Below are 12293 nucleotides of genomic sequence, written 5' to 3'. Positions count from 1 at the left end.
GGTATCACCGGGTCGAGGGACGTGCGTACGCAACAGTTGAGCGTTGCGTACGCGCAACTAGTATGTCCGCGTGAGCCCAGAGCAGAACATCACGCCGTCGCCCCTGTGGACCTACATCGAGACCAACCTGGAGAACCGTGGCCTGAACACGGGTGACCTGGCGCGCGCCACCGGCGTGCACCGCAGCCGGTTCACGGACTGGCGGCGCGGCAAGTCGATCAGCATCGAGACGGCGCGCGCCATCGCGAAGCTGTTCGAGGTGAGCCCGCTGGAGGTGCTGGTCGCCGCCGAGCTGCTGACCCCCGAGGAGGCGCAGCTGCGGCACACCCGACCGAACCCGGCCGAGCTGAGCGACGAGGAGTTGGTCGCCGAGCTCAAGCGCCGCCTCAAGCGCTCGTAGCGGGCGGGCGGTCCGGGTCAGGGGCGTTCGGCGGCCTGCTTGAGGCGGGCCAGCGTGGTTTCGATGTTGCGCTGGTTCTCCCGCGTGCGGTCGCGGACGCCCGTGGCCAGGACGGTCACCGGGCGGAACCACGCCGGGCGGCGGTCCCAGGCGCTCTCGGTGACCCGGCAGCCTCCCGGCCCCGGCTCGATGTCGTACTGCCACCGCGACACCGCCAGCCCCAGCGACCGCACCTCGAACGCGAACCTGCCCGGCTCGGCGTGCGTGACGGTGGAGACCGTGGACCAGAAGCGCACACCGCGCTTGTTGGTGCCCCGGAAGCGCGCGCCCACGCGCGGGCCGTCGGCGTTCAGCCACCGCCCGCCCGAGTACTCCTGGGCCAGGTCCGCCATCCCCGGCAGGTCGCTGACCAGGTCGTACACCCGGTCGGCCGGGGCGGCCACGTCGATGCTGCCACTCGCGTCGGGCTTGTCCACGGCGTGAATCTACTGACCGGTAAGGGCCACCGGAAGATCCTCGTCACGACCTCGCGGGGTTGACCGGGCCGCCACGCCCTCGTATGTTCGTATGTAGAACTTTTGTTCGGTATACGAACACGTGAGGATGCCGTGGCGGAGATCGGAACACTGGCGGAGGCGGTCGGCGACCTCGTCGGCGACGGGGACGTGGTGGCCCTCGAAGGGTTCACCCACCTCATCCCGACGGCGGCGGGGCAGGAGATCATCCGGCAGGGGCGGCGCGACCTGACCCTGGTGCGGATGACCCCCGACATCGTCTACGACCAGCTCATCGGCGCGGGTTGCGCGCGCAAGCTGGTGTTCTCCTGGGGCGGCAACCCCGGTGTCGGGTCGCTGCACCGATTCCGGGACGCCGTGCAGAACTCGTGGCCGGTGCCCCTGGAGATCGAGGAGCACAGCCACGCCGGCATGGCCAACCGGTACGTCGCCGGCGCGTCCGGCCTGCCGTTCGCGGTGCTGCGCGGGTACGTCGGCACCGACCTGTCGTCGGTGACCGGCACCATCAAGCCCATCACCTGCCCGTTCACCGGGGAGGAGCTGACGGCCGTGCCCGCGCTCAACCCGGACGTCGCGATCGTGCACGCCCAGCGCGCCGACCGGAACGGCAACGTGCAGCTCTGGGGGCTGCTCGGGGTGCAGAAGGAAGCCGTGCTGGCCGCGCGGCGCAGCCTCGTGACGGTCGAGGAGGTCGTGGACGAGCTGACCCCCGTGCCGGGCGCGATCGTGCTGCCGTCCTGGGCGGTCACCCGGGTCGCCGAGGTGCCCGGCGGCGCGCACCCCTCGTACGCGCAGGGGTACTCCGAGCGGGACAACGCCTACTACGCCGCGTGGGACCCGATCAGCCGGGACCGCGACGAGTTCGGCCGGTGGCTGGAGCAGGTCAGGGAGGCGGCATGAACCACACGTCGGACGAGATGATGGCGGTCGCCGCCGCCCGCGCGCTGTCCGGGCGGCAACGGGTGTTCGTCGGCATCGGCCTGCCCTCCACCGCCGCCAACCTGGCCCGCCGCACCCACGCGCCGGACCTCGTGCTGGTCTACGAGTCCGGCACGCTCGGGTCCAAACCGGACCGGCTGCCCGCGTCCATCGGCGACGGCGTGCTGGCCGAGACCGCCGACGCGGTGATCAGCGTGCCCGAGGTGTTCAACTACTGGTTGCAGCCCGGCCGGATCGACGTCGGCTTCCTCGGCGCGGCCCAGCTGGACCGGTTCGGCAACATCAACACGACCGTCATCGGCGGCGACTACCACCACCCCAAGGTGCGGCTGCCCGGCGCGGGGGGTGCCCCGGAGATCGCCGCGTCGTGCCGCGAGGTGTACGTGGTGGTGCGGCAGAGCAGCCGGTCGTTCGTGGACCGGGTCGACTTCGTCACCTCGTTCGGCCACGGCCGGGGCAAGGGCGACCGCGAGCGGCTGGGTCTGCGCGGCGCGGGCCCCACCCTGGTGATCACCGACCTCGGCGAGTTCCGCCCCGACCCGGAGACCTCGGAACTGGTGCTCACCGCCGTGCACGAGGGCGTGGCGGTGGACGACGTCCACGCCGCGACCGGCTGGGATCTGAAGGTCGCCCCGGACCTCGACCGCACTCCCCCGCCCACCGACCAGGAGCTGGCCGCGCTGCGGGCGCTCAAGGAGGCATCGAAGTGACCGACGTGTTCGTGCTCGACGGCGTGCGCACCCCGTTCGGCCGCTACGGTGGCGCTCTGTCCGGCGTGCGCCCGGACGACCTCGCCGCGCACGTCCTGCGCACCCTCCGCGACCGCACCGACCTCGACCCGGCGACCGTGGACGAAGTGGTGTTCGGCGACGCCAACCAGGCCGGCGAGGACAACCGGAACGTGGCCCGGATGGCGGCGCTGCTCGCGGGCTGGCCGACGTCCGTGCCGGGGACCACGGTCAACCGGCTGTGCGGCTCGGGGATGGACGCCGTCATGCAGGCGTCGCGGACCGTCGCGGTCGGCGACGCGTCGCTGGTCGTGGCGGGCGGCGTGGAGTCGATGAGCCGCGCCCCGTGGGTGCTGCTCAAGCCCGGCAAGGGTTTCCCGACCGGACCGGAGACGCTGCACTCCACCACGCTGGGGTGGCGGATGACCAACCCGGCCATGCCCGCCGAGTGGACCACGTCGCTCGGCGAGGCCACCGAGCAGCTCGCCGAGCGGTACGGCGTGACGCGCGAGAGGCAGGACGAGTTCGCCCTGCGCAGCCACCGACTCGCCGCCAAGGCGTGGGACGACGGCTTCTACGACACCCACGTCGTGCCCCCGCCCGGCGTGGCGGCGGCGCTCGACGAAGGCATCCGCGCCGACACCAGCCTGGAGAAGCTCGGCGGGCTCAAGCCCGCGTTCCGTCCACAGGGGACGGTCACGGCCGGCAACGCCTCCCCCCTCAACGACGGCGCGGCGGCCCTCCTGCTCGGCTCGAAGCAGGCCGCCGACGACGCGGGCCGCACCCCGTTGGCCCGGATCGCGGGCCGGGGCGCGGCCGGCGTCGACCCGCAGGTGTTCGGCCTCGGCCCGGTGCAGGCCGCCGAGACCGCGCTGCGCCGAGCCGGGATCGGCTGGGGCGACCTCGCCGTGGTGGAGCTGAACGAGGCGTTCGCCGCCCAGTCGCTGGCGTGCCTGACGGACTGGCCGGAGCTGGACCCGGAGATCGTCAACGTCAACGGCGGTGCGATCGCCATCGGCCACCCGCTGGGCGCGTCCGGCGCACGGGTGGTGCTCCAACTGGCGCACGAGTTGCGGCGGCGCGGTGGCGGGTGGGGCCTGGCGGCGCTGTGCATCGGCGTCGGCCAGGGGCTGGCGGTCGTGCTGGAGGCGTAGCGCCGGCCACCGCGCGTCGGGCGGTTGGTGCAGGGTGGGCGGTTGTCGCACGGTGAGTCGGGGTGACCGGCGGATAAGGTGGACGCCACCATGACCGAGCAGGAGGCTCCGCCGGAGCGCGGGGCGCACTACGTGCAGTCGCTGGAACGCGGCTTGGCGGTGATCCGCGCGTTCACCGCCGACAGCCCGGCGTTGACGCTGACCGACGTCGCCAAGCGGACCGGGCTGACCCGGGCCGGGGCGCGGCGTTTCCTGCTGACGTTGGTCGATCTCGGGTACGTGCGCACCGATGGCAAACGCTTCTCGTTGACGGCTCGGGTGTTGGAGCTGGGGTACGCGTTCCTGTCGAGCGCGGCGCTGCCCGATGTGGCGCAGCCACACCTGGAGCGGTTGTCGGCGGAGGTGCGGGAGTCCACTTCGGCCTCGGTGCTGGACGGGGCCGAAGTGGTGTACGTGGCCCGGTTCGCGGTGTCCCGGATCATGGCGGTGTCGATCACGGTGGGCACCCGGTTCCCGGCTCACGCGACGTCGATGGGGCACGTGCTGTTGGCGGGCCTGCCCGCCGGTGAGTTGACGGCGTGCCTGGGCGGGGTTCGGTTGGAAGCGTTGACCTCTCACACGATCACCTCCTTGGACGTGCTGCGGACCGAGCTGGACAAGGTGCGCGACCAGGGGTGGGCGCTGGTCGACCAGGAGTTGGAGGAAGGACTCCGCTCCATCGCCGCTCCGGTACGCGACCGGGCGGGACGGGTGGTGGCGGCGGTCAACGTGTCGACCCACGCCAGCCGCACGACGGTGGACCGAATGCGACACGAGATGCTCCCTCCGCTGCTGGCCGCCTGCGCGGGAATCGAGAAGGACCTCGCCGGCTGAGCCGTGGGCGCGCCTGGTCGCGCACCACGCCGTGCGACGGGGAACTCCCGATGCCCAAGGGCCCGCGAACGCCGACGCGCCGAACGGCCCAAGAACTCCCGGCACTCCACGAACCGCCGAGTCGCCATCGAAGCCGACACCCGCGTCGCCCCATGCCGCCGGGCAGCCGCTCCCCCAACGGCCGGGGCGGCCGCAGGTCACAGCCGACCACGTCGGCCAAGTACATCCCCCGGGTCGCCGACGTGCCCGGGAGTCGAACCCAAGTGGCGGCGGTGACCGTCACCCCGTCACCGTCGTCCGCGAAGTCCACCACTTCCCAACCCGGACACACGTCCGCACCGAGTTCCCCGGCCCACTTCCCCAACACGGCCTCGGTCCGCGACTGCGGAATGCCCCGCACGCCGAAATGCCCATCGGGCAACACGCCGTAGTCGAACCGCACACCACCGAAATGACCCAGCCGGCTGGTCTCCGCCCCACCGAACCACGGCAGCAGCCCGCGCTGCCCGAAGGTCTCCACCGCCAGCGCGGTGAAACCCAACCCACGCGACTGCCCGGTGGGCTGAGCCAACTGTTCCAGCAACACCACCCGGGCACCGCCCAGGCACAGCTCACCCGCCAGCATCAGCCCCGTCGGCCCCGCCCCGACGACGATCACGTCCGTGTCCACGACACTCCCCTCCACTCCACAGTCCGCGCCGGGTGCGGCGGACAAACCAACGCCGCAGCACGGCGACCGCGCACGCCTGCCCCCCGCCGGTCCACGCCAGATCGCCGCCTGAACCGGGCAACCTCAACGACCGCACCGCCTACCGCGACTCCGGCATCGCCAACGCACTCGCCGGACGCCCGGTCATGGCAGAAGGCGAACTTCGACACCACCCACCGCCGCACCCACACCCGCGCCGAACACATCCCGGCCCGCATGGGTTACGAGACATCCCTTACGAACTCGTACATGGTTGGGCGGCCGGGCTGGGATGATCTTGGCGTGGGTCGTGTTGCGGTGCTGTCGTCGCGCCGGATCACCGGGTTGTCGTCGGGGCTGATCGCCGAATTGGCGACGGAGATCGGGCCGCTGTGGCAGGACCGGCAGGACGCCAGGTTGGCGGCTCGTCCGCAGCGGCGCGCTCCGGGTGCGGGCACGAAGTACAAGCCGGTGTTCGTGGATCGTCTGTCGGCGACACCGGTGCATCTGCGTCACGGAGTCACACACGATGTGCTCGCCGCGTGGTCCCGTGTCGACCCTTCCACGATCACCCGTACGGTCAACCAGATCCGGCCGCTGTCGGCCGAACACGGTTGTCGGGTCGAGGATGGCCGGCGGTCGCGAACCCTGGCCGAGGTCGTCGACCACCTCGCCGTGGGCGGCACGGGTGCGATCCCGGACGCCACCGATGCCGGGATCCGCCGCCCGCCGGCGACCACGGTCGACCGGGACCGGTTCGCCTCCGACAAGTCCAGGCAGAACGCCGTCAAGACCATGATGCTCACCGACCCCGCGGGTCAGGTGGTGACACCGCCGCACCACAAATTCCGGAAGAACCCACCACCCCGGTACGAGAGACTCCACGCGGCACAACGCAAAGCCCACTCGCCACGACGTATCCGCGTCGAACACGCCATCGCCCACCTCAAGAACTGGCGATCCCTCACCCGCCACCTCGGCCGGCGCGAGGTCTTCGACCACACCATCCGGGCGGCAGCCGGGCTGCCCTCCGACCACCAACACCACCACCGCACTCCACCCACCACACGGTAACCAACACGTTCGCCTGTCACCGCTGCACGCCTGGCCACCAACCATGCACGAGGTCGTTACGACTCCGCTAACAGATCAGTTCAACATGAGCTGGGGTGTCGGCTTTGTCGGTCGCGCAGGGGGTTCCACCCTCGCCGTGTGCGCGAGGAGGCCCTGACCGACGAGCCGTGGTTCCGGCTCGAACCGCTGATCCCGTTGCATCCCAGGCGTTTCCGTCACCCAGGTCGCAGACGTGCCGACGACCGGGCGGCGTTGGAGGACATCCTGTACGTGGTGCGTACCGGCATCGGCTGGAACCGGCTGCCCACCGCCCTGTTCGGCGCGCCGGGCGCGACGTGTCGGCGGCGGTCGACCAAGTGGCACGAGGCCGGTGTGTGGCAACGGTTGCACGAACGCCTGCTCGCCGAGCTACGCGCCGCCGGGCCGCTGGACCTGTCCACCGCGCGGGAGGACTCGACACATCCGCGTGCCCTCACAAGGGGGGACCACACCGGGCCGAGCCCGATCGACCCGCGCAGACCGGGCTCCAGGCACCACCTGATCACCGACGCCACCGGCATCCCGCTCGCCGCCACGCTGACAGGTGGACACCGCAACGACGTCACCCGGTTGATCCCGTTGATCAATGTGGTCCCCCCGATCCGCGGGATGGTCGGCAAGCCCAGGCGGCGCCCGCGCCGGCTCCACGCCCACCACGACCACGACCACGACAAGCACCCCCGCCCGGTCCGCACCTGCGGCATCACGCCGGTCATTGCCCGACGCGGCGTCGAACACGGCTCCGACCTCGGCGAGATCCGGTGGCCGGTCGAACGCACCGTCACTCGGCCCAAAGGCTTCCGACCACCCCGCGTCCGCACCGAACGCCGAGCCGACGTCCACCAGGCGACCCTCAGCCTGGCCTGCTCGATCATCTGCCTACGAAAGCTCATCTGATCTGATCGCCAAGTCGACCTGGCCCACTGCCCCACTTCGACGGTGCCGGAGCTGTGTCACGGTGCCGAAGTGCGGTCGGCAGTGGCTCTCCGCCGGGAACTGGTCGCTGGGTGGGGAGGGATCAGCGTTCGCTGTCCAGGTCGCTCATCATGGGCGCGGCGTAGCGGGTGCCTGCCGCGGCGCCGGCTGGGATGGCTCGTTCGATGGCGGCCAGGTCTGTCGTGGTGAGGGGCAGGGTTGTCGCTGTCAGGGCTTCGGACAGGCGGGTTCGGGTTCGGGCTCCCACCAAGGGGATGATGTCGTCGCCTTGGTGGTAGGCCCAGGCGATGGCCACTTGGGCGACGGTGGCGCCCTTGGTTTCCGCCACGGCCCGGAGAGCGTCGACCAGTTCGAGGTTTCGGGTCAGGTTGTCGCCCTGGAACCTGGGGCTGATGGCGCGGTAGTCCTGGTCGGGCAGCTCACGGGCCGGGGCCCAGTGGCCGGAGAGCAGGCCCCGGGCCAGGACTCCGTACGCGGTGATGCCGATGCCCAGTTCCCGCGCCACGGGCAGGATTTCCGCCTCGATGCCCCGGGACAGCAGGCTGTACTCGATCTGGAGGTCGGCGATCGGGTGCACGGCCTGGGCTCGGCGCAGGGTCTCGGCACCCACCTCGGACAGGCCGATGTGGCGGACGTGGCCCGCTTCCACCAGTTCCGCGATGGCCCCCACGGTGTCCTCGATCGGGACGGCCGGGTCCAGGCGGGCCGGGCGGTAGATGTCGATGTGGTCGGTGCCCAGCCTGCGGAGGCTGTAGGCGGCGAAGTTCTTGACCGCCTCGGGCCGCCCGTCGGTACCCGACCAGCCCCCACCGGGGTCGCGCAGGGCGCCGAACTTGACGCTGATCACCACGTCGTCCCGCGAGCGGGACGCGGAGCGCAGGGCGTCGCGCAGGAGCAGTTCGTTGTGGCCCATGCCGTAGAAGTCGCCGGTGTCGAGCAAGGTCAGGCCCGCGTCCAGCGCGGCGTGAACGGTGGCGGTGCTCTCCGCCTCGTCGGCCGGGCCGTAGAGGTCGGACATGCCCATCAGGCCCAGGCCGAGGGCGGAGACCTGCGGGCCGGACCGGCCCAGGGAGCGGGTGGGGAAGGGAGACATCGGGGTTCCTCCGGGGGTGGGTAGCGGTGGTAACGACTCCACGTTAGCAGTGGTCCGGTATCAGCGCTACCCACGATCGTGTTAACGTTGTTCCCATGACTGAGGGCGCGGGTGGCACAGCCCGGGAGCGGATCATCTCGGCGGCCGCCGGGTTGCTGAGCGAGGGCGGGATCGACGCGGTGTCGACGCGGGCCGTCGCGACGGCGGCCGGGGTGCAGGCACCGGCGCTGTACCGGCTGTTCGGCGACAAGCAGGGGCTGCTCGACGCGGTGGCCGCGTACGGGTTCGAGCGGTACCTGGAGACCAAGCTGGCGACGCCCAGCGACGGCGACCCGGTCGAGGACCTGCGGCGCGGGTGGGACAGCCACGTCGACTTCGGGCTCACCCACCCGGCCTTCTACGTGCTGATGTACGGCGCGGCGCGGCCCGGCAAGCGGCCCGCGGCGGCGGCCGACGCCTACCGGATCCTGCTCTCCATCGTGGAACGGGTGGCCGAGGCGGGCCGGCTGCGGGTGCCGCCGGAGACCGCCGCGAGCATCATCCAGGCGGCCGGCGCGGGCGTGACGCTGAGCCTGATCGCCGATCCTCCCGGGGAGGGCGGCGGCGACCCCGACCTCTCCGCGCACACCAGGGAGATCGTGCTGGCCTCGATCACCACCGACGACCAGCCCGAACTGGACGCCTCGCTGTCCGCCCGCGCGCTGGCCCTGGACATGACGCTCAACCGGCAGTCCCACCCGTTGAGCCCGGCCGAGGCCGCGTTGCTGCAGGACTGGCTGCGGCGGCTGGCCGCCGGCTGAGCGGGCGGGTCAGCGGGCCGGGGACGGGCGGCGGACGCGGCGGGCGGCGAGCATCCGCGCCAGCCGGACGCCTTGGCGGATGTTCATGCCGGGCAGGTAGGCGCGGCCGACGGCGTTCGCGATCCGGGGCAGCGCGGCGGGGTCCGGGTAGGCCATGAACATCGGGCGGTAGAGCGGCTGGAACTTGGCCTTGAAGGCGAACAGCGAGCGGAAGCCGTAGACCGGTTCCAGGACCTGGCCGGCGAAGTCCAGCACCCGCTGCACCCCGCACGCCCGGACGCCCCGGTCGAGGCGGGCCAGGGGTGCGCCGGAGAGGCTGAGGAAACCGGCCCCCTCCTCCTTCAACGTCATGGCCGCCGACGCGATCAGGAACTCCATGGACCCGGCGAACGCGTTGGCCCGCCGCCGCATGAAGTCCAGCGTCCACCCCGCGACCTGCCCGTCCACGTACACGGGCAGCCAACTCGTCACGCCGTGCACGGTCCGGTCCGCGTCGACCGCGATCAGCACCCGCACACCGTCGCCGGACAGCTCCTCCAGCCCGCCCAGCGTGAACCCCATCTCCGGCAGGCCCTTGTCGGCCACCCACGCGGCCGAGATGGACCGGATCTGGTCGGTGAGCGCGGGCGGCGCGTCGGCGTAGCGCACCCATTCGGCGGTCACGCCCTGCTTGGCGGCCTTGTTGAGCGCCGTGCGCACGTCCTGCCACTTCTTGCCGGTGAACTGGAGTTCCGACAACGGGATGACGGTGTCCTCGGCGACCTGCACGGCGTGCCAGCCCAACGGCGCGACTTCGTTGCGCAGCTCCTCGCTGATGCTGTACAGGCACGGCGTCCAGCCTTCGTGCGCACAGAACTTCGCGAACCCGCGCACGGCCTCACGGCACGCGTCGGGCGGACCGATGGGGTCGCCGACGGTAAGGGCGATCGTGGCGACCACGCGGTAGGCGACGACCGCTCGGCCGTCCGGCGTGAACCAGTACCGGTTGCCACGCCACGTCGTCATGTAGGACAACGACGTCCCGCCGTGCGCGACCATCAGCTCACGGGCCCGTCCGGCGGCGTGCTCGTCCTCCACGCGGCGCGCGCTCCACGACGCCTGGAGGATGGCTCCGAGCACGATCAGCCAGAACACCGCGCCGATGTACTCGAACAGCACGGCGGCGAGGAAGTCGTCCGGCCGGAACGGCGTGGACACCAGGCCGAGGTACCCCGGCGGCAGGAACCGCGCGGGCAGGTCGGCCAGCAGGTCGAGGAACTCGGGCTCGGGGGTGAACTGCTCGCGCGCCAGCCACCCGCCGAGCAGGTACACGGCGCTGAGCCCGACCAGGCCGCCGATGGTGACCTTCCAGAACCGCCGCACGGGCGTGGCCAGCGGGAAGTGCGGGCGGGTCGCCAGCAGCACGACCGCGATGCCCAGCGGCAGCAGGAACGGGATGCAGTACTCGATCAGCACGCTCGGTGTCACGGTGGTGCCGGTGAGCAGCACCGCCTCCCACAGGTACCAGCCGATCAGCCCGGTCATGGCGATGTTGACGACCAGCGCGGCCCACCACGCGAACCGCCGGCCGCGCCGCAGCCCCTCGGCGAGCACGAGGAGCAGCAAAGCGGGCATGACGGACATCAACAACGCGGGCAGCCGGTCGTACACGGCCTGCGTGGACAACGTGTGGCACAGGTCGACCAGGTCGGGCTCGGAGCAGTAGGACGCCAACGTCTCGGCGTCGGGCTGCGGGACGGCGAGCACGTCGGCGAACCACGACAGCGGCCCGTTGGAGTAAGGCGACATCAGCACGACCACGGGCCCCAACGCGGACGCGGCGATCAGCAGCGCGACCAGCAGACGGGTCTCTTCACGGGACGGCGGCGCGGGTGCGGGACGTCCGCGCACGGCGATCGCGCCGATCACCAGTCCGGCGATGCCCCCGCACAGCCGCAGCACGTCCTGGAGGTAGCCCGAGTACAGGGCCAGCACCAGCAGCGTGAGCACGAGCAGCAGGCGCACCCGCCGACGCCACAGCGGCGGCAGGCGGAAGCTCAGCGCGAGCGCCATGCCGACGACGCCGGGTGACGGGCCGACCGCGAGGTCGTAGCCCAGGTAGTCCAGCCAGCTCCACCCGGCCGCCGCGCCGACCTGCACCAGGCCGCTGCCCGCGAGCACGCCGAGCACGTGGGTCGACACGAGGAGCCCGGCCGCGCGCAGCGACCCGAATTCACGCTCCGCGGTAGGCCCGAACAGCAACAACAGGACGGTCGTCGCCAGGTAGCCCGCGAGGTTCGCGCACCACAGCGACGACGTGAGGGAGGTCCACAGCGGCGAGGTGACGCCGAACCCGACGTACTCCAACAGGTCGTCGGACGGCCCGGCCCACAGGCTCCCCGTGGTCGCGCCGATCGTCCACAGCATCACCAGGGCGATCACGGTGACCGGCGCGCGACGGGTGAACGAGCCGAGTCCGCCTGCCCGGCGCGCCACGGCGGCGAGCCGCACCGCCCCGGCCGCTACCCGTTCCAGTCGGGCCCGCCGGGCGACCCCGCCCAGCGCACGTCCACTCACGCCCGTCAACACGCCTCGAACACCTTCCCGTACTCGTCACGGTGACCCGTGTCCGGCCGCACGACGACACCGGCGGTCTGCGGAGTGCCGGCGGCCGTCAGGATGTCACGGGGGTGCGCAAGGCCAAACGCCCAGGCGGGCACGTGTGACCGACGGCCCCGTCCCGGTACGACGTTCGTCGGAACGGGTCCGCCGATCGGTGCACGGTCGAGCTGCCCGGTCATCCGCCCCCTGTCACATCCCTGCGATGTGACCAGTCCACCGCGTGGGAGCGGTCCGGCACATCGGCCCAACGGATGCGGGCGGTCCGTCCGAGGATGGAAAGGGCATCAGACCGAGGTAGGACAACCCGAGGTCACCGCCGCTCCGGCGAGGCACCTCGCCTGCCTCGGTCGAGAGGGCGGCCCGGCCCGCCAGGTGCAGCGGGCCGGGCCGCCGAACACACCACGACGTGGTCGAGGTGTTTCCCCGGTGAAGTTCGCGAACACCGTTTCCCAG

The 12293-nt window shown here is 71.8% G+C and carries 12 protein-coding genes; 8 read left to right on the top strand and 4 right to left on the bottom strand.

From position 1 onward, the window contains the following. The first annotated feature begins 70 nt into the window (after nt 1–70). Nucleotides 71–400 carry a helix-turn-helix domain-containing protein gene (locus AC0HI0_RS01685; protein ID WP_480930441.1) on the top strand — a complete coding sequence of 110 codons (330 nt, stop codon included), beginning with the start codon at nt 71–73 and terminating at the stop codon, nt 398–400. Nucleotides 401–417: 17 nt separating this feature from the next. Here the strand turns inward: AC0HI0_RS01685 and AC0HI0_RS01680 are convergent, their stop codons facing one another. Beyond that, nucleotides 418–876 carry an SRPBCC family protein gene (locus AC0HI0_RS01680; protein WP_480930440.1) on the bottom strand — a complete coding sequence of 153 codons (459 nt, stop codon included), beginning with the start codon at nt 874–876 and terminating at the stop codon, nt 418–420. A 132-nt stretch (nt 877–1008) separates the two neighbouring features. Here AC0HI0_RS01680 and AC0HI0_RS01675 point away from each other — a divergent pair, with 132 nt between their 5' ends. From AC0HI0_RS01675 to AC0HI0_RS01660, 4 genes are all read left to right on the top strand, one after another. Then, the gene (locus AC0HI0_RS01675; RefSeq protein ID WP_480930439.1) at nt 1009–1815 is read left to right on the top strand and encodes a CoA transferase subunit A; all 807 of its coding nucleotides are present in this window, start codon (nt 1009–1011) and stop codon (nt 1813–1815) included. Then, a complete protein-coding gene (locus AC0HI0_RS01670) occupies nt 1812–2564 on the top strand; it encodes a CoA-transferase subunit beta (RefSeq protein WP_480930438.1) in 753 nt (250 codons plus the stop codon). Before AC0HI0_RS01675 ends, AC0HI0_RS01670 begins: the two co-directional genes overlap by 4 nt. Further along, entirely contained in the window at nt 2561–3736 is a 1176-nt protein-coding gene (locus AC0HI0_RS01665; RefSeq protein ID WP_480930437.1) for a thiolase family protein, read from the top strand. Before AC0HI0_RS01670 ends, AC0HI0_RS01665 begins: the two co-directional genes overlap by 4 nt. Nucleotides 3737–3826: 90 nt before the next feature. Then, nucleotides 3827–4609, top strand: coding sequence for an IclR family transcriptional regulator domain-containing protein (locus tag AC0HI0_RS01660; RefSeq protein WP_480930436.1), 783 nt, complete (start codon nt 3827–3829; stop codon nt 4607–4609). Here AC0HI0_RS01660 and AC0HI0_RS01655 read toward each other — a convergent pair. Further along, nucleotides 4500–5267 carry an FAD-dependent monooxygenase gene (locus tag AC0HI0_RS01655; RefSeq protein WP_480934232.1) on the bottom strand — a complete coding sequence of 256 codons (768 nt, stop codon included), beginning with the start codon at nt 5265–5267 and terminating at the stop codon, nt 4500–4502. The genes AC0HI0_RS01660 and AC0HI0_RS01655 overlap by 110 nt on opposite strands. Nucleotides 5268–5534: 267 nt before the next feature. Between AC0HI0_RS01655 and AC0HI0_RS01650 the strand changes: the two genes are divergently transcribed. Next, a complete protein-coding gene (locus tag AC0HI0_RS01650) occupies nt 5535–6371 on the top strand; it encodes a transposase family protein (protein WP_480930435.1) in 837 nt (278 codons plus the stop codon). Nucleotides 6372–6509: 138 nt separating this feature from the next. Next, complete coding sequence (locus AC0HI0_RS01645) at nt 6510–7307, top strand: IS5 family transposase (protein ID WP_480930434.1); 798 nt, start codon at nt 6510–6512, stop codon at nt 7305–7307. A 121-nt stretch (nt 7308–7428) separates the two neighbouring features. Here the strand turns inward: AC0HI0_RS01645 and AC0HI0_RS01640 are convergent, their stop codons facing one another. Further along, complete coding sequence (locus tag AC0HI0_RS01640; RefSeq protein WP_480930433.1) at nt 7429–8439, bottom strand: aldo/keto reductase; 1011 nt, start codon at nt 8437–8439, stop codon at nt 7429–7431. A 95-nt stretch (nt 8440–8534) separates the two neighbouring features. Here AC0HI0_RS01640 and AC0HI0_RS01635 point away from each other — a divergent pair, with 95 nt between their 5' ends. Next, entirely contained in the window at nt 8535–9239 is a 705-nt protein-coding gene (locus AC0HI0_RS01635; protein WP_480930432.1) for a TetR/AcrR family transcriptional regulator, read from the top strand. A gap of 9 nt (nt 9240–9248) precedes the next feature. On the opposite strand, the gene AC0HI0_RS01630 is transcribed toward AC0HI0_RS01635, so the two are convergent. Next, complete coding sequence (locus AC0HI0_RS01630) at nt 9249–11807, bottom strand: rhomboid family intramembrane serine protease (RefSeq protein ID WP_480930431.1); 2559 nt, start codon at nt 11805–11807, stop codon at nt 9249–9251. Nucleotides 11808–12293 lie beyond the last annotated feature (486 nt).

Source organism: Saccharothrix sp. NBAS 001, from assembly GCF_056640475.1.
The sequence above is the reverse complement of the archived record's forward strand: the minus strand, read 5'-3'. Positions and strand labels throughout refer to the sequence as shown.